Here is an 18,703-nt window from a genome sequence, read left to right on the forward strand (position 1 = left end):
GCGAGCGGACGGACCTCCATCCGCTCGCGCGAAGCCAGGCCGCTCAGGCCTTGGGCGCTTCCTTGCCCCGGCGCTCCTCGATTTCCTTCTTCACCTGCGCCATGTCCAAGCCCCTCACCTGACGGACCAGGTCCTCCAGCGCGGCGGCCGGCAGCGCGCCCGCCTGCTCGAACAGGAGGATGCCGTCACGGAACACCATGAGGGTGGGAATGGAGCGGATTTCAAAGGCCCCGGAGAGCTCCGGCTGAGCCTCGGTGTCTATCTTCCCGAAGACGATGTCCGGGTGCTTGCCGGACGACGTCTCGAAGGTGGGCGCGAAGAGGCGGCACGGGCCGCACCACGACGCCCACCAGTCCAGGATGACGATACCGTCCTTGCCGACGGTTTCCTTGAAGTTGTCCTTGGTGATTTCCACCGTCGCCATGACGGCCCTCGTTTCTCCCCGCCGTCAGCGGGGCATGACTTCAGCGGACGTCCAGCAGCTCCACCTCGAACACCAGGGTGGCGTTGGGCGGGATGACGCCGCCCGCGCCGCGCGAGCCGTAGCCCAGCTCCGGGGGGATGGTGAGCTTGCGCACGCCGCCCACCTTCATGCCCGCAACGCCCTGGTCCCAACCCTGGATGACCTGACCCGCGCCGAGACGGAACGTGAAGCCCTGGCCCCGGTCCCGGCTGCTGTCGAACTTCTTGCCGTCCGTCAGCGTCCCCACGTAGTGCACGGTGACCGACTTGCCGGCGGTGGCCTCCGTCCCGGTGCCCACCTTCGAATCCTCGACCTTCAGGCTCATTCCCTCTCCTGTTGCAGTGGAAGGTTTCACCTTAACCCGCGGGTGCCCCGCGCGCCGCACCTGAAAACACAGCGGCGCGGGCCCGTTGGCTACCGGGCACCGCGCCACTGACCACGCCCTGTGTGAAGGCGTCAGGACCGCCACTCAGAAGGTACCACCCACGCTGACGGTGCCCTGGTAGCTGCCGCCCCCGTCGAAGTCACCGCCGCCGGAGTCGATGCCCGGAGCGAAGTCCTTGTCGAAGAGGAAGTTGTAGTTGGCGCGCGCGTCCACGGTGAAGTTGCCCACGTGGCCCCGCAGACCCACGCCCGCGGGCACGTTGCCCACGGTGTCATCCTTGTAGCCCAGCGACTGGCCGCCCCGGAAGTTGTAGTCGCTGATGCCGATGCCGCCCAGCACGTACGGCTGCCACGGCGTGGGCGTCAGCCCGAGCGTCGCCACCGCCTGACCGCCGTTGCGCACCAGGTCCGGACCGTCCGTGTCCACCTCGCCGCGCTTGGAGTCGATGTTGTTGAGCGCGCCGGTGTAGCCCAGCTCGATGCCGAACACCTTCGAGGGCCGGATGGCGGCCGTCACACCCGCCGTGGGGCCCGGGTTGAGCTGCGGAGCCAGCGCGCCGGTGTAGCCCTCCACACCGCCGTTGAGCAGCAGGCTCAGCCCTTTCATGTCGTGCTTGTCCTTCTTCTTCACCTCGAGCGGCTCGATGGGCTCGGCCGATTCCGCCGAGGGCCGATAGTCCGCCGGAGGAGGCGCCGCGACGCCGCTCCCACCGAAGGCGTCCTGCTCGGGCGCCGGATAGGACTCCGACTGCGGCTCCACCGGAGCCCCCGCCTCGGGACGAGGCTGCGGCGCGGACGGAGCGGGGGCCGGAGCTGGCACGCTCTGGATGCCCTGCTGCTGGCTGTCGAAGCCGCTGCCACCCGTGCCCTGCTGCTGCGAGTCCGCGGGCTCACAGCGCAGCGGCATGTTGATGCGCAGCTCGCCCTGTGCGGGCGGGAGGGCCTGGCTGCTCCCACTGGAGGAGTCATCCTGCCCGCTCGTTCCACTGCCACCGATGCCCGAGTCGTCGTCCACGCCCATGGAGTCGGGCACCGGCTCGGTCTCGATGATGATGTCTTCCTCCTGCAGCACGTCCGAGCTGCCCGAAGAGGTGTCCTGCGACTGGGCCAACAACACGCCTTGCCCCTGGCGCTCCGTGCTCGCCTGGGGCGGCGGGCAATCGCCATCCGAAGCCAAGGCCGAGGTGCCGTACATGAGCGCCCCGATGGCGCCAGCCAGAATCTTCGCTTTCATCCAACCCTCCGTCGTCGAGTGGCTGACATGAAGGTTGTTTCCGGGGCGACATCCGGCAAGGAGCACAAGGGTGGAGATCACCCCAGCGCGCCCCCACGCCCAGCAAGCGGGCGGACGTGGGGCACGGGCAACACGGTGGCGCGTTCAGTGGCTCACTTCGCGCGCAGCCACTCGGAGCCGGTGACGACGGGCAGCTGCAGCGCGCGCTCGCGGTCCAGGTCCAGGTTGCCGATGTGCAGCGACAGCGGGGACTGGACCCACTTGTAGATGGACTGGTTGAACAGCCGCACGAACTTGTCCACGTGGCCCGCAAGCCGCGTCGCGTCCACCTCCGGGAACATGGCCGTGAGCGCCTGGAGCATCTCCGCGGGCGTGAGCTTCTCCGCGGCGAACAGGTAGAAGCACGCGTCCAGGATGGGGAAGGGCATCAGCTCCTCCTCGCCCACCTGGTTGTGCGCCAGCTCTGGCCCCGCGGGCTTGGCGAGCACCTTGCGGATGCCCTCGTGGCCGGTGGTCTCCTGGAGGTAGTCCAGCAGGTACATCACCACCGTCTTGGGCACGTTGGAGATGACGGCGAGCGCGCCCATCAGGTCTCCGCCGATGGTGGTGTAGCCCACGGACTTCTCGCTCATGTTGCCCGTCTGCAGGAACAGGCCGCCGCAGGAGTTGCTCCAGTTCCACATGCGCTGGGCGCGCAGGCGGGCCTGGATGTTCTGCTCGGTGATGGCGGTGACGGGGGCGCCGCCCAGCATCGTCTCCGCCACGGCGCGCTCGCGCTCGAAGGCCTCGTCGATGGAGACGACCTGGAAGGCCACGCCCAGCTCGCGCGCAATCGTCTCCGCCGCCTCGCGCGTGGAGTCGCTGGAGAAGCGGCTGGGCATGTAGAACGCCTGGATGAGCGAGCCGGGGTTGTCCGGCCGCGCGCGCTTCGCGTAGCGGTGGGCGATGAGCAGCGTGAGCAGCGAATCGCGTCCGCCCGACAGCGCGATGCCCAGCACCTTGAAGGCGCGCGTCTTCTCGAAGTAGTCGCCCACGCCCAGCGCGAGCGCGTCCAGGATGTCCTCGCACAAGGCCTCGCGCGCGGGTCGGCGCTTGTCGGGGGCGGGCAGGAAGAAGCTCCTGTGCGGCGGCACCGGATACGTGAGCGCCTCGCGCCGCGTGGCCACCGTCTTGGTGCAGTCGAGCACCGGCACGCTCTTGCCACCGGAGGACAGCCACGACTCGCGGTCCACGCGCCAGGTGGTGGCCTCGCCCCTCAGGCGCAGGGTGCGGTCCAGGTCGACGACGGCCGCCGCGTAGCCCTCCTGGAAGCGCGGCGTCTCCATGACGTGGCGACCGTTCTGGTTGAGGAAGCCGCCGCCGTCGAAGATGAGCCCGTCGTTGCTGCCCACCGCGTTGCAGTAGGCGATGGTGCACTGGTGGTCCGCGGCGCGCGTGGCGATGAGCTCGCGGCGCGTCTCCACGAAGCCCAGCCGGAACGGGGACGCGGACAGGTTGATGACCAGCTCCGCGCCCGAGTACGTGCGCCGGCGCATGGGGCCATCCGCGCTCCAGATGTCCTCGCAGACCTCCGGCGCGATGAGGCCGAAGTCGAACTGGAACAGGTAGTCGCCCAGGGGCACGCCCCGGTACACCTCCGCCATGCCCGGCTGGCCGCGGCCGAACGTGCGCGCCTCATAGAAGACGCTGTACGTGGGCAGCTTCTCCTTGGGCACCAGGCCCAGCACCCGCCCTCCGGCCACCACCGCGGCGCAGTTGAGCCGCTGGCCCTGCAGCGCCACGCCCACGCCCACCAGGAACACCGTGGGCAGCGACGCCGTCTGGTTCGCGAAGCGCTCCAGCTCCGGCCACTGCCGGTCGATGAAGCCCTGCCACTGCACCATGTCCTCGGCCGGGTAGCCGGCGATGAGCTGCTCCTGGAAGACGCCCACGGTGACGCCGTCCTCGGCCATCCGCTTCGCCAGTGCCAGGGCCCGGTCCGTGTTGCGGACGAAGGCTCCGACGACGGTGTTGACGCTGGCGATGCCGACTTTCACGAGCCGCATGGTTCCCCACTCCCCTTTCGTTCCCGACGAGGGGCCCAGCAATGCCTGGAGCGACGCGCAAGGCAAGCCCCGCGACGGGGGGCCCGGGGTGCTTCAGTTCAGTGGGCCGGAGGGCCGCACGGGCTGGAGCCGGGCGATGAGCTCACCCACGTCCGCGAGCACCGCCTCCAGCCGGCGCTTCACGTCCAGCTCCACGAGCAGCTGCTGGCGCCGCTCGGCCTCCGGGATGATGGCCGAGGCCACCACGTCCGCGAGCATCCCTCCGCCCGCGCGCGCCGCCACCGGCAGCAGGCTCTCCGCGAAGGTGGGAGGCACGCGCCCGGCCAGCTCGAAGACGGCCTGTCGCAGCCGCTCCTCCTCGGGCCCCTGGTAGGGGTGGTCCGCGAGCACCTGCGCGCGCACCTCGCGGTAGGACTTGTCGCCCGACAGCTCGGAGATCATCCGGATGCGGCTGACGCCCTGCAGGAGGATGTTGTAGCGGCCCTCCTCCACCTGCTCGTCCCAGGCGATGACGCCCGCGCACATGATGGGCTGCATGGGGGGACGCCCCTCGTAGTTGCCCTCCCAGCCCGTCTCCAGCTGGGCCAGCGCCACCACGCGGTCCCCCGCGAGCGCGTCACGCACCATGTCCCGGTAGCGCGGCTCGAAGATGTGCAGGGGGATGAGGGTGTGGGGGAAGAGCACCGCCGACGGCAGCGGAAACACCTTCAGCGCGCGGGCGGCGGCGGTCTCGACGCGTTCTTGGGCGGTCATGTCGGGCATCCTTACCCGTGTTGATAAGCCTCCCGGACGCCCGTCGCACCGCAAACCCGCGCGGCATGGGGGAGGTGGGACAAGGAGCGGCGCAACCGGCCGGATTCGCAGGGACTTTCCGGCCCGAAAGGGCGGTGTTCCCCCGGGTCAGCGCGCGCGAGGCCGGCTGGCCGGAGGGCTCCAGGCCCGCATCGCCACCTCCACCAGCCCGAGCAATTCCGCCTCGCTCGCGCCGTCCTGGGCCTGCACGGACATGCCCTGGATGATGGCGCCGTGGTAGCGGGCCATGGCCTCCGCGTCCGTGCCCGCGGGCAGCTCCCCCTTGGCGATGGCGCGCTGGATGTGCTCGCGGAACACGCCCACCGCGCGGGTGCGCAGGCTCGCGACGAAGTCCGCCACCGGCTGGTGCTCCTCCGCGCAGCGCAGGAGCGCCGTGGAAATCATGCAGCCGGGAGGCTGCTTGCGGCGCGTGAAGTGATGGGCCGTCTCGCGCAGCAGCCGCTCGACGGCGGCCCTCACGGTGGGCTCCTCGGTGAACACGTTCCAGGTGTAGGCGCCCGGGCCCTGCTGGTAGCGCTCCAGCACCCGCCGGTACAGGCCCTCCTTGGAGCCGAACGCGGCGTAGAGGCTGGGCGCGGTGAGCCCCATGGCCTGGGTGAGCTGCGCCACGGACGCGCCCTCGTAGCCCAGCCGCCAGAACACCTCCAGCGCCCGGTCCACGGCCTTCGTCTCGTCGAACTCCCGGGGCCGACCTCGGGGTCGGGGCTGGAGGGCCAGGTCCTTTTTCATAACGCTCACTATTGAAATCCCCAAAGGCGGGTCCTATTTAAATAACAATCGCTACATAAAAAGGAGTCCCGACCCATGAATCCTGCCATCGCCAGCCTGCTGGTGGCTGCCAGCCTTGGTGTGTCCTCCGCTGCTCCCACGTCCCCTCCCAAGTCCACCGCGGCCCCGACGGCCACCGGCCCGGCCGCGGTGGCCCGCAACCTGGATGCGGTCATCGACCAGGCCCTGGCCGAGCAGCGCATCGTCGGCACGGTGGTCACCGTGCTCCGCGATGGAAAGGTCGTCTACCGCCGCGCCGCGGGCTTCGCCGACCGGGAGGCGAAGCACCCCATGCGCGAGGACAGCGTGTTCCGGCTGGCGTCCATGACGAAGCCGCTCGTCTCGGTGGCGGCGCTGGCGCTGGTGGAGCAGGGAAAGCTGTCGCTGGAGGACCCCGTCACGAAGTGGCTGCCTGACTTCCGGCCGAAGCTGTCGGATGGCCGCGAGCCGGTCATCACGGTGAAGCACCTGCTGACGCATACCTCGGGGCTGACGTACGGCTTCCAGCCGCAGAACGAGGCCGCCCATGAGAAGGCGGGCGTCTCCGACGGGCTGGACGAGGTGGCTGGGCTCACGTTGGAGGAGAACCTGCGCAGGCTCGCGACGGTGCCGCTGTCTTCCGAGCCGGGGCAGCGCTGGAACTACTCGCTGTCGACGGACGTGCTCGGCGCCGTGGTCTCTCGCGCCGCGGGGGCGCCGCTGCCGGAGGCCGTGGCGAAGCTCGTCACGAGGCCCCTGGGCTTGAAGGACACGTCCTTCCGGGCGGGCGATGCCTCGCGGCTGGTGGCGGCGTACGCGGACGGCAAGCCCACGCCGACGCGCATGGGCAGGACGCAGGACGTGCCGCTCTGGGGCGGAAAGGTCCGCTTCTCACCGGGACGGGCGCTGAGCGCGGAGGCGTACGCCTCGGGCGGCGCGGGCATGGTGGGGACGGCGGCGGACTATGTGAAGTTCCTGGAGGCGCTGCGCAAGGGCGGCGCGCCGGTGCTGAAGAAGGCCACCGTGGACAAGCTCGGCGCCGTGCACGTGGGGCCGGAGTCGCAGACGCAGGGACCGGGCTGGGGCTGGGGGCTCATCTCCGCGGTGCTGGCGGACGCGGAGCTGGCTCAGGGTGAGCAGGCGCAAGGCACGTGGCAGTGGGGTGGCGCGTACGGACACAATTGGTTCGTGGACCCGCGCAGCGGCGTCACCGTGGTGACGCTGACCAACACCGCGTTCGAGGGCATGTCGGGCGCGTTCCCCGGCGCCGTGCGTGACGCCGTCTACGCGGGGCTGAAGCCGTAGTCAGGGGCCTCGTCACCGGGCCTCGGAGGTCCCTTCGCCGAGGCCGGTCCGACGGTACGCGCCGGGCGTGACGCCCACCCACTTGCGGAAGGCCTTGCCGAAGGAGCTCTCCGTCTCGTAGCCCACGGCGCGAGCGACCTCGGCCAGCGACGCGTCCCGGTCCTTCAAGAGCGTCATCGCCCGGTGCATGCGCCACTGCCCCACGTACGCCAGGGGCGCCTCTCCCACAAGCGACTTGAAGCGCTCGGCGAACACGGAGCGGGACATGCCGGCCCGCTTCGCCAGGCCCTCCAGCGTCCACGGCGCCTGGGGCTTCTCGTGGACCTGCTGGAGCACCGCGCCGATGCGCGGGTCCACCAGGGCTCGCAGCCAGCCGTTCTCCCGCGAGGACGACTCCAGGTGCGCGCGCAGCGCCTGCACGAAGAGCACGTCCGCGAGCCGGCTGACGACCACTTCGTGTCCGGGCTGTTGAGCCTCGATTTCGGAGGCCACGAAGCGCAGCGTCGACTCCAGCCACCTAGGAGACCTGGGGTCGTCCGCGCGGACGTGGAGCAGCGAGGGCAGGTGCCTCACCAGCGGGCTGAGCGTCTCGCCCTCGAAGAGGAACGAGCCGACCATCAACGTCACCGCCTCGCCTCCGCCGCCGTACTGGAGCAAACCGCCGCAGCGCAGGGGCTTTCGGGTCGCGTAGACCTCCTCGATGGGCAGCGCGCGCGTGGAGCGTCGGTCCTTCAGCGTGAACTTCACGTCGGCGGGGATGAACACGAAGTCGCCACTCGCCAGCGCCAGCTCCCGCGCGTCGGTGGACAAGAGACAGCCGCCGCGCATCACCGCGTAGAACAGCGGGAACGGGGAGCCACTGATTCGCATGCCCCACGGCGCGGTCAGCTCGTAGCGCGCGTTCACCCGGCTGCGCAGCTTCACGCCCTGGAGCACGTCCCCGAGGACATCGAGCCCGGGTGGCTTGCCGGACGGTTGGACGAGAGAAACGGACTTCTGGCGCATGTTCGTCCTTTCACCCAGGACTATAGGTCCATCGCATGAGAGCCATCCGCCTGCATGCCTTCGGCGGCCCCGAGGGGCTGCGTCTCGACGAGGTCCCCACTCCGACGCCCGGAAAGGACGAGGTGCGCATCCGGGTCCACGTCTCGGGCCTCAACTTCACGGACCTGGGACAGCGGGAGGGACGCATCCCGGGCACACCGCCCCTCCCCTTCATCCCTGGGCTGGAGGTCGCGGGAGTCGTGGACGCCGTGGGCCCCGACGTGCGCGGGCTCGAGCCCGGCACCCGCGTCGTCGCGCTCCTGCCGAGCCAGGGAGGCTTCGCGGAGCAGGCCGTGGTCCCCGTATCGGCCGTGCTGCCCCTCCCGGAGGGCGTGTCCTTCGAGCAGGCCGTCTGTCTTCCGGCCCAGGCGCCCACGGCACTGCTCGGTCTGCGCGAAGGCGCGAAGCTGCGCGAGGGGGAATCCGTCTACATCCCTTCCGCGGCGGGAGGCGTGGGCAGCCTGCTCGTGCAGCTCGCGAAGCGGCTGGGGGCCGCGAAGGTCATCGGCGGCACAAGCAGTGAGGACAAGCGCGCCCTCGTCCTCCGCCTGGGCGCGGACGCCGTCGTGGACACCTCGCGCGACGACTGGCCCATGCACGTACGCGAGGCCACGTCGGGACAGGGCGCGGACATCGTCTTCGTCGCGGGAGGCGGAGCCATCCCCGCCTCGAGCCTGCGGGCCCTCGCCTTCCGGGGGAGACTGGTGCTCTTCGGCGCGGAGAGCATGTTCGACACCGCGTGGAGCCGGGAGCAGATGATGGGCGTCCTGGCCCAGAATCAGTCCGTCGTCGGCTTCGCCACCTTCACCCTCCCCTTCGAGCAACGTCAGGCGGCGCTTCGCGAGGCCCTCGGCCTGGTGGAGCGCCGTCTGCTCCAGCCCGTCTTCGAGCAGGGCTTCCCGCTCGAGGCCGTCGCCCAGGCGCATCAGGCCATGGCCGCCCGGAAGACGACCGGCAAGGTCCTCATCCGCGTCGCTTGAGCCCTCGCACCATCGACACCCGCCTGTTTCTGTATCGCTGAAACTTCAGCATCCAGCCTCCCCGTGTACTTGGAGTGCACTCCTGGACTAGAACTTGTTTTGCTGTTCTGTCCGGGAGATTCAACCTTGAACAAGTCCTTCATCCTGCTGGGGAGCTGTGTCGGCGCCCTGGCGCTGAGCGGTTGCGACCCGACGCCCCAGGCGCCCATCGAGGAGTCGACGCGCTCGGCGTCGCTGGAGACGCTGGTCAACGTCACGTTGAACAAGCCGGCGACGGCGTCGCAATACCAGACGGACCCCTACGTCTTCCTCCCGCAGTACGCGGTGGACGGGAACATCACCTCGGATGACTCGCGCTGGTGCACCGGCGAGTACTTCACCTCGCAGCGGTATCTCGACGTGGACCTGCAGGGGACGTTCGACCTCCACCGGATGGAGGTCTACACGGGCTACCAGGGCGACAGGGCCATCGCGAGCTTCGCGCTCCAGTACCACGACGGGACGAGCTGGCAGCCCATCCCCGGCTCCACGGTGACGGGCAACCCGGCCACGGGCGTCGCCGTGTCCCGGACCTTCACGCAGGTGGTGCGGGGCCAGAAGGTCCGCTTCCTGTGCAACGAGCCCGCGGGCTCGAACTGCCGTGTGAAGGAGCTCTGGGTGTTCGGCGCGCCCGCCACGCCCGGGGCCAATCAGCCGCCTGTGGCCAACGCCGGCACGGACCAGAGCGTGGTGCTGCCCACCTCCAGCCTCATGCTCACGGGCTCCGCCACGGACGCGGACGGCACCATCGCCCTCTACTCGTGGACGAAGGTCAGCGGCCCCGCGGTCACGCTCGCTGGAGCCAACACCGCCACGCTCTCCCTCAGCGGCCTGACGGCCGGCACCTTCGTCTTCCGGCTCACCGTGGCGGACGATGACGGCGCCACACACTCGGACGACGTCACCGTGACGGTGACCAGCGCCCCGGTGAACCAGCCCCCCGTCGCCAACGCGGGCGTGGACCGCACGGTGGTGCTGCCCACGTCGAGCCTCACGCTCACCGGCACGGCATCGGACTCGGACGGGACCATCGCGTCCTACGCCTGGACGCAGGTCAGCGGCCCGACGGCCACCCTGACGGGCGCGGCCACCTCGACGCTCACCGTGAGCAACCTCTCCGCCGGGACGCTCGTCCTCCGCCTCACCGTGACGGATGACGATGGCGCCACGCACTCCGACGACGTCACGGTGACGGTCGCCAACACGCCGCCCAACCAGCCGCCCGTGGCCAACGCGGGCGCGGACCGCACGGTGGTGCTGCCCAACGCGGGCATCACGCTGACGGGCTCCGCCACCGACTCGGATGGCAGCATCACGTCCTATGCGTGGACGCAGGTGAGCGGCCCCACCGCTTCGCTGAGCGGCGCCAACACGCCGTCCCTGTCCGTCAGCGCGCTCGCGGCCGGCACGCTCGTCTTCCGCCTCACCGTGACGGACGACGACGGCGCCACGCACTCGGACGACGTCACCGTGACGGTGTCGAACCCCACCACCACGCTGACGAACGTGGCGAAGAACAAGCCCGCCACCGCCCTGTCCACCGACGGCGCGAACGTCCCCACTCGCGTCACCGATGACAACCTGTCCACCTTCTGGAAGTCCGGCTGGACCACCAAGCGGGGCACGCACCTCGACATCGACCTCCAGGGCAGCTTCCTCATCCATGGCGTGGAGCTGCACTCGTCCTTCTACGTCGACTCCCCGGAGGCCCTCGTCAACTTCGACCTGCTGGCGTGGGACGGCGGCTGCTGGAAGCCCATTCCCGGCGGCTCCGTGCGCAACAACCCCAAGACGACGACCGTGAAGACGGTGACCTTCACCACGCCCGTGGTCGCCTCCAAGGTCCGACTGCTGTGGCTCGAATACAGAGACCCGGCCACCGGCCTGGGCCCCAGCAACGCCCACGTGCGCGAGCTGCGCGTGATGGGCCATCCCACCACCCCCAGCACCGGCCCGCTGACGTGCACGGCCGGCGAGCAGATCACCGTGAAGGACGCCCGCTACGCCTACGCGCTGTTCCTCCCCGCGGGCTACAACGCGGACCGCGACGCCCGCTGGCCCATCGTCTTCTCGCTGCCCGGCACCGGCGGCGTGATGCTCACCGATGACCACCAGGCGGTGAATACGAACGCGGAAGGGCTCGCCTGGAACCTGCGCGACGCCACCTACCGCGCGGGCTTCGGTGCCATCGCCGTGTCCATGCACTATTGGACCAACGGCCGTGTCAGTGGAGAGAACGCCTACTTCAACGTCAGCAGCCTGATGGCGCTGCTTGGCGAGCTGAAGCGCGACCTCCTGGTCGACGCGGACCGCGTCTACTTCGCGGGCTTCAGCGGCGGCGCCAACGTCCTCTACGAGTCCACCGGGCTCGCCAGCTACATGGACCGCGTCTCGGCCTTCGTCCCCCTCGCCGTCACCAATTATCCTGTCTCCGCCAACACGACCAACCTCTGCAACCTGCGCACGCTGCCCATCTGGCCGTTCCATGGCGGCTCGGACACCATGGGCGCCGCGTCCCAATCCACCGCGCTCAAGACGAAGCTGGAGACGCAGTGCGGAGGCACCACCAGCGCCATGCACGCCATCACCACCTACCCGGGCGTGGGGCACTCCAACACCGTGTGGCAGAACGCCTTCGCGGACCCGGCGCTCTGGACCTGGCTCTTCCAGCAGCGCATCAGCACCCGTCAGCCGTGACACACTCCGCCGGGTGGCGCCGTCCTCAGTGACGCGCGCCGCCCGCGCGGGCCACCACCGGCTCGCGCTCGTCCTCGTCTCGCGAGTCGAGCGCGTCCAGCGCGGCGTCCACCGACGCCATCAGCACCTCGGGCCGGACGGGCTTCTCCAGCACCAGGTTCTGCACCGTCTCGATGAAGCCGCGCGTCTCCGCGGTGTAGGCCCCGCCGGAGATGAACACCACGCGCTCAATCAACTCCGGCGCCATCACCCCCAGGCGCCGGAAGAGCGCCGCGCCGTCGATCTCCGGCATCTGCAAATCACACAGGATGACGTCGAAGCGGTTCCCCGCCGCCACCAGCGCGAGCGCATCCTGGCCGCGCGTCGCCGTGACGACGTCGTGGTAGGGCTCCAGCAGCAGCCGCATCGACTGCGCCAGCCGGGGCTCGTCGTCCACCACCAGCACCCGCCCCCGCCTGCCCGTCGAGGGCATGGGCACCTTGCTCCGGGGCACCGGGCGCGGCGGCACCTCCACCTGCACCGGCGCCGCCGGCAGGTACATGGTGAAGACGCTGCCCTTGCCCTCCTCGCTGCGCACCTCCAGGTCGCCCCCGTGCGTGCGGACGATCTGCTGGCAGATGGCGAGCCCCAGCCCGGTCCCCTCTCCCGAGGGCTTGGTGGTGAAGAAGGGCTCGAAGATGCGCGACATCACCTGCGGGGCGATGCCCACGCCCGTGTCCACCACGTCCACGCGGGCCCGGCCCGTCACGTCCGTGCTGGTGCGCACGCGCACCTCGTGGAGGCTCGGGTTGCCCTCGGGCACCGCCTGCATCGCGTTGACCAGCAGGTTGAGCAGCACCTGCCCCAGTCGCGCCTCGCTGCCCAGCACCTTGGGCACCGGGCCGAACTCCTCCACCAGCCGCGCGCGGTGGCGCAGCGCATGGCTGATGATGCGCACCGCCGGAGGCACCAGCGCGTTGAGGTCCACCAGCGAGCGCTCCTGGTCCCCCTGCCGGCTGAACACCTGGAGGTCGCGGACGATGAGGCGGATGCGCTCGGCGCCCTCCAGCGCGCCGCGCACGCTGGCCTGCACGTCCCGCATCGCCATCATCCCGTTCTCCGACAGCGCGCGAGAGGCGGACTCCAGGTTCAGCACCAGGTAGGCCAGCGGGTTGTTGATTTCATGCCCCACGCCCGCCGCGAGCGTCCCCACCGCGGCCACGCGCTCGGCCGCCACCAGCCGCGCCTGCAGCTCCTTGGTCGCGGTGATGTCGCGATGGGTGGCCACGAAGTGGGACACGTCCCCGCCCGTCGCGCGCACCGGCGACAACAGCACCTCCGTGGACACGATGCGGCCATCCCTGCGCGGCACCGTCACCTCGACGCAGAGGGACTCGCCCGCCTGGAGCGCCGAGTGCACGCGCTGCGTGAGCCGGGGGTCCTGGTCGCCGTAGAGCAGGCACGGGTCCTGGTCCACCATCTCCTCGGGAGGCCGGCCCAGGAGCATGCTCAGCGCCTCGTTGGCGAAGACGGTGCGCAGCCGGCCGGGCCCCACCACCTCCGCGATGAAGACGCCCTCGTGCACACCGCGCACCGTGGTGGCGAGCAGCTGCAGCCGCTCCACCGCGCGCCGCCGCTCCTCGCTCGCCGCCGCCAGGAGCTGGCCCGTCACCGCGTTGATGACGATGAAGAGCTGGAGCACGAGCAGGTCCTGCGCCACGTTGCCCGAGGAGAACGGCCCCTGTCCGCGCACCGTGCCGACGATGGCCACCGCCGAGATGGCCAGCGTCGCCAGCGCCGCGCCGCGCGGTCCGAAGCGCAGCGCCGCCAGCGCGGAGATGGGGAACAGCAGGAAGCTGGCCGCGTGCGCGAGCCCCGGCTGCGAGTTCCGGAAGAGGAAGATGCCCACGCCCAGCACCGTCGTGAGCCCGGAGAGCGCCAGCGCCTCGCCCAGGCGGGCGGGCCATGCGGGGCGGCTGAGCACGAGCAGCGGCGGCGCCACCACGAGCACGCCCATCATGTCCCCCACCCACCACACCCAGACGGCGTGGCCCATCTGCTCCCACGGCAGCACGCCGCCCCAGAACAGGCACAGCGGCCCGACGAGCGAGCTGACCCCGGTGCACACCGCGCCCGCGCCCACACACAGGACGACCACGTCGCGGATGCGTGACAGGTCCGCGTCCATGCGCAGCCGCCGCGTCAGGAGCGCGCCGAGCACCATCGCCAGCGTGTTGCCCGTGGCCACGCCCAGCACCACCGCCGGGGGCGCTCCCGTCGACAGGGTCGCCAGACATGCGCCCAGGAAGACGCCCGGCCACAGCACGGGTCCACGCAGCACCAGTGCGGCCAGCGCGACACCGGTGGGGGGCCACACGGGGCTGACATTTCCACCCACGGTGGCCAGGGAGAGGCCCAGCCGAGCGACGGCGAGGTACACGCCGGCCAGGACCAGCATCTCGACGAGATGCCGCCCGCGAAGCGCGCGCGCGCTGGCTCGAAGCAGCCCGATGATGACCATCCCCCCGGAAAGCCCGTCCGCCGACCCGACGGGTTCACAAAGTGGGACCATGGTAGCGGGCTGGGAACGGTATTGCACCTTCCCCTCGCCGCGCAGGGCAGCCAAGCGTCCAGGAGCCGATAGGTGGGATGCCCCTCCGGATGCAATGGCTCCGGCCGGCGCGCGTAGGGAAGAACAAGGAGGTACCAAGACGATGTCGCGTCCCGGAATCGCAGCCCTGTTGTCCTTCCTCATCCCAGGCGTCGGGCAGATCTACAACGGGGACATCCTGCGCGGTGTCTTCTGGCTCATCATCACCCCCGGCTTCTGGATTGGCACCGGCGGATGTCTCGGCTGGGTGTGCCACATCATCGCCGCGGCCACGGCCTACAACCGCGCGGAGGACAAGGAGAAGTACCGCGTCACCGTCGTCTGAACGGCGTGAGATGCGGGCTCGCGCGGGTCGGTCCAGGGGGAGGGCCGACCCGCGTTTCTTTTCGTCAGGACAGCAGCAGCAGGATGAACAGCGGAATCGCGCCGACGAGCAGCCCCACGCCGAGCGCCAGAACCTGCTGCACGAGGAACAGGTCCTCCAGCCGCTCCACGAGCGCGACCTGCAGCCGCTCGATGGCCAGCGACTCCAGCTCCCGCACCGCCGTGGCGCCATCCGGCGAGGCGACCACCGCGCGCACGGCGATGGCGCCCAGCACCCGGTAGGACTGCTCCATGAAGAAGCGCTCCAGCCCACCCAGTCGCGAGGCGACGGTGGACGGCGCCGAGGGCCCGCTCGCGCGCTCGGCCACCGACTCCTTGACGGCTCGGAGCAGCTCCTTGCGGCTGAGCGTGCCCTTGCTCCGCAGGCGCCCGGCGAGCTGCCGCGCCGCGGGCTTGATGACCGCGTAGAGGTAGCCCAGCCAGCCGCGCTTCTCCGCCTCCTCGCCGAGCCGGGAGGCGCCGCCACGGAGCATCATCGCGTAGCCGCCCGTCACCGCGAGCGACAGGGGCATGAGCACCAGGCTCAGCATGTCCAGCCAGGGAGGCCCTCGCGCGCTCCCGAGCCAGAGCGGCGCCAGCACGAAGGCGAGGGCCAGCGCGAGGCCGACGCAACCGAAGATGAAGAACCCCTTGAGCGCGCCCCACAGCCCCGAGCCGAGGAGCGAGAACGTCACGCGCAGCACGGGCCACAGGTTCGAGAGGGCCGCGCTCACCGCGCTTCGACGTGGGCTCTTGGGAGCCGTCGCTGTCGGAGCGTCGCCGGGCGGCGCTTGCACGGCGACCAGCTCGTTCAATGGCGCCGCCACTTCGCCGGAGGGAGCGGCGCTCTGTTCGGTGGCCTCGGCTCGCGCGCCCTCCGTCTTCGTCGCGGTGCTCACGTCACCCCCTCCCGGAGATGACGGCTCGTGCACTGCGGCTTCGCGGCGCATCGGACCCTCGCGAGCACGCCTCGTCCAACGGTCCACGCGGACCTGCGTCCGAGACGATGCTCCGCCAGCCCCCTCACCCCAGGCACGTGGCCCTGCTCCATCAAGCGATGCACCTCACGGCCCCATCGTAGAGGGTGGGGAGGGGCCGCGAAAGCCACCCGCCGTGAGGCGCCCCCTGCGACTCAGGTGCGATGGACGCGGCGGCGCGCGTGCATCTCCTGCGTGAGCCGATAGGTGGCACCACCGTCGTCCGACATGAAGCCCCGCCAGAGGAACGCGCCGTCGGTGACGGCGGTGAACATCCAGCGCAGCGGCTTGCCGTCCATGTCCTTCCCCTCGATGTGGATTTCATCGCCGACGGGGCGACCAACGAGCGAGACGAGGTACCCCGCGGTGGCGCCCATCCACACGACACGCCAGGTGCCCTGCTCCGGGATGAAGTGCCGCAGCGATGTGCCGATGCGCCTCGCTCCCGCGGACGCATCGAGCCCCTCGGGGTTCGGATAGATGAGCACGTCCTGGATGACGCGTCCGTCCAGGACCCACGAGAAGGACCACTCGCCGGGCTGGCGGTAGGTCTGCCTCCCGGCGGCGTCGAAGAACGCGACGTCCACGTCCCAGGCGCCGATGAAGCGGCCGAACAAGGCGAGGGAATCCGCCAGCGCGGGCAAGGGTCCGTCCGCGCGCAGCAGCTCCAGCGCACGCTGCGAGAGCGGTGACTCGGGCTTCGACATCATGATGCACGTCTCCCATCAGGCACCGAAGTCGCTCGGCGCCCCTGTGAATGGCACTGCGTTGTCCGGGATGGACTCAGCGCGAAGCGGAGGACACGCGCACCCACGCGGGCGGATAGCGCGTCACCAGTCCGAGCTCATCCGTCTCCACCTCCGAGGTGAAGCGGCCACCGCCGCTCTCGTAGCGATAGCGCGTGGGGGACAGGCGCGTGTAGCGCTGCGGCAGCTTCTCGAGCGACAGGTCCGGCATGCGCACCCACGCCGCCGTCACGTCGCTGCCCTGCCCCACCTCCAGCGACAGCCTGCGGATGGGCAGCGTGTTCGTCGACGGAGAGAAGGCCAGGTCCACATCCGTGCAGCCCGCGAACTGGACCACCTCCTCGCGACCTCGCCACCAGCGCAGCCCATCATCCACGCGCAGGTCCAGCGTCCGCGAGACACCCGCCCCTCGCAGCGCGACGTGGACCTGTCGCGTCCGCCACCGTGAGTCGCTCTCCACGGAGTACTCCGCGAGGAAGGGCGTCCCCTCCCGTGAGAGCACCACCGAGCCCGCCAGGGCCCAGCCATCAGCGAGCTCGTGCAGCTCCGCGTATTCGCCGCAGGGCTCGTCTTCGCGCGTCCATTGCCAGGCACGGACGCAGCGGCGCGAGGACTTCGAGAGAAGGTCCAGGTAGGTCATGGGGTAGCCCGTGGAAGAGAGACCACCCTAGGGAACAGCGGCGGCGCCGTCTTACACATCCTTGCTCCCACTGTTCGCGAGCACACGCGCACCGGACCGCTTGCCCGCGCCTCGGGCGACGCGCCATGTTCACGACATGCCGCGCATGCACGCCTCGCTCCTGTACAGCGCGCCGGACCTCCAGCTCGCCCGCGTCACCTGCGACGGACACGACAGCCCCAGGCCCCGGGAGGAAGGCGTGGACAGCGAGCGGCTCGTCCTCGCGCTGCACGGGCGCTTCCAGTACCGCGATTCGCGGACGCGGGCCGTGGTGTCCCCTGGCGTCGGACTGAGGCTCGGTCCCCAGCGGCCCTGTGAAATCCGCCATCCCCATGGCGGCGGCGACGCCTGCCTGTCCGTGAGAGGAGCGTGGCTGCGTCGCTGGTCGCACCCGGACGCGTCGACGCTCGCCGTGAGCGCCGAGGCCTATGTGCGCCTCCAGTCCCTCCTGTCCCATGTGGCGCGCGAGGAACCCGTGGAGCGCGTCCAGGTGGAGGAGGCCCTGGGCCTCATCCTCACGACGCCCGGCGAGCGAGGCACCACCGCCGTGAGGCCACGCGAGCGGGACATCGCCCACGCCATCGCGCACGAGGCCGCGCTCCACTTCGACGCGAAGGTCTCCGTGGAGACCCTGGCCGCGAGCGCGGGCGTCTCCCCGTTCCACGCCTGCCGCGTCTTCCGCAAGGTGACGGGGACCGGCATCCACCAGCACCTCCAGGAGGTGCGGCTGCGACACGCGCTCGCCCTCCTGCTGGACACCCGGCTGCCGCTCGCGGACGTGGCGCTGGAGGCGGGCTTCGCCAACCAGGGCCACCTGGGCAACGCCTTCCGCCGTCGCTACGGACAGACACCGGGCGCCGCGAGGAGGACCCGGTCCGTCTGAACGCGTGACGTCAGCCGCGCACCGAGCGAAGCGCCGCGAGCAGCTCCTCCGCCGTGGTCGCCACCGCGCGAGCGCCATTCGCGTGCAGCTCCGCCACGTCGCGGAAGCCCCACGTGACGCCCACGCCGTACATCCCCGCCGCGCGCGCCGTCAGCATGTCCACCGCCGTGTCCCCCACGAAGCCGCACACGCCCGCCTCGACCCCCAGCTCCGTCGCCATCCCCAGCACCGCCGTCGGGTCCGGCTTGCGCGGGATGCCGGGCCGCTCGCCATACACCCGGGCGAAGGGGAGCCCCGGCAACAGCCGCTCCACCAGCCGCTTCACGAAGCTGTCCGACTTGTTGCTCAGCACGCCCATCACCACGCCGTCCCGCGCGAGCGCGTCCAGCATCGCGGGGATGCCCGGGTAGGCCGCGGTCCGGTCGAAGAGGTGCTCGTCGTAGTACGCCCGATACGTCTCCAGCACCGGCGCCGCCTGGTCCTCGCGGCCCGCGGGCACCGCCCGGCGCGCCAGCTCCCTCACCCCCTCGCCGACGAAGCGGCGGTAGTCGGCCTCCGGATGCGTGGGCAGGCCATGGCGCGCGAGCGCATGGTTCATCGCGTCGGCGATGTCGCCCAGCGAGTCCACCAGGGTCCCATCGAGGTCGAAGAAGACGGCACGAAGCTGCATGGGATGAGGTCTCCAGACAAAACGAAAACGCCCCGGCCGCGGTG

At 70.6% G+C, this 18,703-nt stretch carries 17 protein-coding genes; 5 read left to right on the forward strand and 12 right to left on the reverse strand.

Annotated features, from left to right (window positions below; translation table 11 throughout):
• Positions 1–43: 43 nt before the first annotated feature.
• From trxA to AC6JA9_RS38890, 6 genes are all read right to left on the reverse strand, one after another.
• Positions 44–424, reverse strand: coding sequence for a thioredoxin (trxA, locus tag AC6JA9_RS38865; RefSeq protein WP_141326991.1), 381 nt, complete (start codon positions 422–424; stop codon positions 44–46).
• Between the two features lie 40 nt (positions 425–464).
• Entirely contained in the window at positions 465–788 is a 324-nt protein-coding gene (locus tag AC6JA9_RS38870) for an FKBP-type peptidyl-prolyl cis-trans isomerase (RefSeq protein ID WP_046716635.1), read from the reverse strand.
• Between the two features lie 144 nt (positions 789–932).
• On the reverse strand, positions 933–2,081 hold the full coding sequence (locus AC6JA9_RS38875) for an outer membrane protein (RefSeq protein WP_223782830.1): 1,149 nt from the start codon (positions 2,079–2,081) through the stop codon (positions 933–935).
• A 152-nt stretch (positions 2,082–2,233) separates the two neighbouring features.
• Positions 2,234–4,126 carry an NAD(+) synthase gene (gene nadE / locus AC6JA9_RS38880; RefSeq protein ID WP_223749623.1) on the reverse strand — a complete coding sequence of 631 codons (1,893 nt, stop codon included), beginning with the start codon at positions 4,124–4,126 and terminating at the stop codon, positions 2,234–2,236.
• 93 nt (positions 4,127–4,219) lie between these two features.
• The gene (locus AC6JA9_RS38885) at positions 4,220–4,879 is read right to left on the reverse strand and encodes an LON peptidase substrate-binding domain-containing protein (RefSeq protein ID WP_223782831.1); all 660 of its coding nucleotides are present in this window, start codon (positions 4,877–4,879) and stop codon (positions 4,220–4,222) included.
• 147 nt (positions 4,880–5,026) lie between these two features.
• Positions 5,027–5,668 (reverse strand): TetR/AcrR family transcriptional regulator, encoded by a 642-nt coding sequence (locus AC6JA9_RS38890; RefSeq protein WP_223749711.1) that lies wholly within the window; start codon positions 5,666–5,668, stop codon positions 5,027–5,029.
• Between the two features lie 75 nt (positions 5,669–5,743).
• On the opposite strand from AC6JA9_RS38890, the gene AC6JA9_RS38895 reads away from it, so the two are divergent.
• Positions 5,744–6,991, forward strand: a complete 1,248-nt coding sequence (locus tag AC6JA9_RS38895) for a serine hydrolase domain-containing protein (protein ID WP_497958647.1) — start codon at positions 5,744–5,746, stop codon at positions 6,989–6,991.
• A 12-nt stretch (positions 6,992–7,003) separates the two neighbouring features.
• Here AC6JA9_RS38895 and AC6JA9_RS38900 read toward each other — a convergent pair whose 3' ends face one another.
• The gene (locus tag AC6JA9_RS38900; RefSeq protein ID WP_223782833.1) at positions 7,004–7,996 is read right to left on the reverse strand and encodes an AraC family transcriptional regulator; all 993 of its coding nucleotides are present in this window, start codon (positions 7,994–7,996) and stop codon (positions 7,004–7,006) included.
• Between the two features lie 35 nt (positions 7,997–8,031).
• Here AC6JA9_RS38900 and AC6JA9_RS38905 point away from each other — a divergent pair, with 35 nt between their 5' ends.
• Both AC6JA9_RS38905 and AC6JA9_RS38910 read left to right on the forward strand, forming a co-directional pair.
• Entirely contained in the window at positions 8,032–9,015 is a 984-nt protein-coding gene (locus AC6JA9_RS38905) for a quinone oxidoreductase family protein (protein ID WP_497958648.1), read from the forward strand.
• A 126-nt stretch (positions 9,016–9,141) separates the two neighbouring features.
• Complete coding sequence (locus AC6JA9_RS38910; protein WP_223782835.1) at positions 9,142–11,751, forward strand: PKD domain-containing protein; 2,610 nt, start codon at positions 9,142–9,144, stop codon at positions 11,749–11,751.
• 25 nt (positions 11,752–11,776) lie between these two features.
• Here AC6JA9_RS38910 and espC read toward each other — a convergent pair whose 3' ends face one another.
• Complete coding sequence (gene espC / locus AC6JA9_RS38915; protein WP_497958649.1) at positions 11,777–14,251, reverse strand: serine histidine kinase EspC; 2,475 nt, start codon at positions 14,249–14,251, stop codon at positions 11,777–11,779.
• A gap of 193 nt (positions 14,252–14,444) precedes the next feature.
• Here espC and AC6JA9_RS38920 point away from each other — a divergent pair, with 193 nt between their 5' ends.
• Positions 14,445–14,666 carry a DUF5683 domain-containing protein gene (locus tag AC6JA9_RS38920; protein ID WP_046716643.1) on the forward strand — a complete coding sequence of 74 codons (222 nt, stop codon included), beginning with the start codon at positions 14,445–14,447 and terminating at the stop codon, positions 14,664–14,666.
• A 64-nt stretch (positions 14,667–14,730) separates the two neighbouring features.
• On the opposite strand, the gene AC6JA9_RS38925 is transcribed toward AC6JA9_RS38920, so the two are convergent.
• From AC6JA9_RS38925 to AC6JA9_RS38935, 3 genes are all read right to left on the reverse strand, one after another.
• The gene (locus AC6JA9_RS38925; protein ID WP_223782837.1) at positions 14,731–15,603 is read right to left on the reverse strand and encodes a hypothetical protein; all 873 of its coding nucleotides are present in this window, start codon (positions 15,601–15,603) and stop codon (positions 14,731–14,733) included.
• Positions 15,604–15,836: 233 nt separating this feature from the next.
• Complete coding sequence (locus tag AC6JA9_RS38930) at positions 15,837–16,391, reverse strand: hypothetical protein (RefSeq protein ID WP_223782838.1); 555 nt, start codon at positions 16,389–16,391, stop codon at positions 15,837–15,839.
• A gap of 73 nt (positions 16,392–16,464) precedes the next feature.
• Positions 16,465–17,067 carry a putative glycolipid-binding domain-containing protein gene (locus AC6JA9_RS38935; protein ID WP_223782839.1) on the reverse strand — a complete coding sequence of 201 codons (603 nt, stop codon included), beginning with the start codon at positions 17,065–17,067 and terminating at the stop codon, positions 16,465–16,467.
• A 145-nt stretch (positions 17,068–17,212) separates the two neighbouring features.
• Here AC6JA9_RS38935 and AC6JA9_RS38940 point away from each other — a divergent pair, with 145 nt between their 5' ends.
• On the forward strand, positions 17,213–17,989 hold the full coding sequence (locus AC6JA9_RS38940) for a helix-turn-helix transcriptional regulator (RefSeq protein ID WP_497958650.1): 777 nt from the start codon (positions 17,213–17,215) through the stop codon (positions 17,987–17,989).
• Between the two features lie 10 nt (positions 17,990–17,999).
• Here AC6JA9_RS38940 and AC6JA9_RS38945 read toward each other — a convergent pair whose 3' ends face one another.
• Positions 18,000–18,659 (reverse strand): HAD family hydrolase, encoded by a 660-nt coding sequence (locus AC6JA9_RS38945; RefSeq protein ID WP_497958651.1) that lies wholly within the window; start codon positions 18,657–18,659, stop codon positions 18,000–18,002.
• Positions 18,660–18,703: the final 44 nt, after the last annotated feature.

The organism is Myxococcus sp. MH1, from assembly GCF_059738865.1.

Coding starts and splice junctions, on each gene's coding strand:
- trxA (WP_141326991.1), bottom strand. CDS start 424: ATGGCGACGGTGGAAATCACCAAGGACAACTTCAAGGAAACCGTCGGC.
- AC6JA9_RS38920 (WP_046716643.1), top strand. CDS start 14,445: ATGTCGCGTCCCGGAATCGCAGCCCTGTTGTCCTTCCTCATCCCAGGC.
- AC6JA9_RS38905 (WP_497958648.1), top strand. CDS start 8,032: ATGAGAGCCATCCGCCTGCATGCCTTCGGCGGCCCCGAGGGGCTGCGT.
- AC6JA9_RS38935 (WP_223782839.1), bottom strand. CDS start 17,067: ATGACCTACCTGGACCTTCTCTCGAAGTCCTCGCGCCGCTGCGTCCGT.
- AC6JA9_RS38895 (WP_497958647.1), top strand. CDS start 5,744: ATGAATCCTGCCATCGCCAGCCTGCTGGTGGCTGCCAGCCTTGGTGTG.
- espC (WP_497958649.1), bottom strand. CDS start 14,251: ATGGTCATCATCGGGCTGCTTCGAGCCAGCGCGCGCGCGCTTCGCGGG.
- AC6JA9_RS38885 (WP_223782831.1), bottom strand. CDS start 4,879: ATGACCGCCCAAGAACGCGTCGAGACCGCCGCCGCCCGCGCGCTGAAG.
- AC6JA9_RS38870 (WP_046716635.1), bottom strand. CDS start 788: ATGAGCCTGAAGGTCGAGGATTCGAAGGTGGGCACCGGGACGGAGGCC.
- AC6JA9_RS38945 (WP_497958651.1), bottom strand. CDS start 18,659: ATGCAGCTTCGTGCCGTCTTCTTCGACCTCGATGGGACCCTGGTGGAC.
- nadE (WP_223749623.1), bottom strand. CDS start 4,126: ATGCGGCTCGTGAAAGTCGGCATCGCCAGCGTCAACACCGTCGTCGGA.
- AC6JA9_RS38890 (WP_223749711.1), bottom strand. CDS start 5,668: ATGAAAAAGGACCTGGCCCTCCAGCCCCGACCCCGAGGTCGGCCCCGG.
- AC6JA9_RS38940 (WP_497958650.1), top strand. CDS start 17,213: ATGCACGCCTCGCTCCTGTACAGCGCGCCGGACCTCCAGCTCGCCCGC.
- AC6JA9_RS38930 (WP_223782838.1), bottom strand. CDS start 16,391: ATGATGTCGAAGCCCGAGTCACCGCTCTCGCAGCGTGCGCTGGAGCTG.
- AC6JA9_RS38900 (WP_223782833.1), bottom strand. CDS start 7,996: ATGCGCCAGAAGTCCGTTTCTCTCGTCCAACCGTCCGGCAAGCCACCC.
- AC6JA9_RS38875 (WP_223782830.1), bottom strand. CDS start 2,081: ATGAAAGCGAAGATTCTGGCTGGCGCCATCGGGGCGCTCATGTACGGC.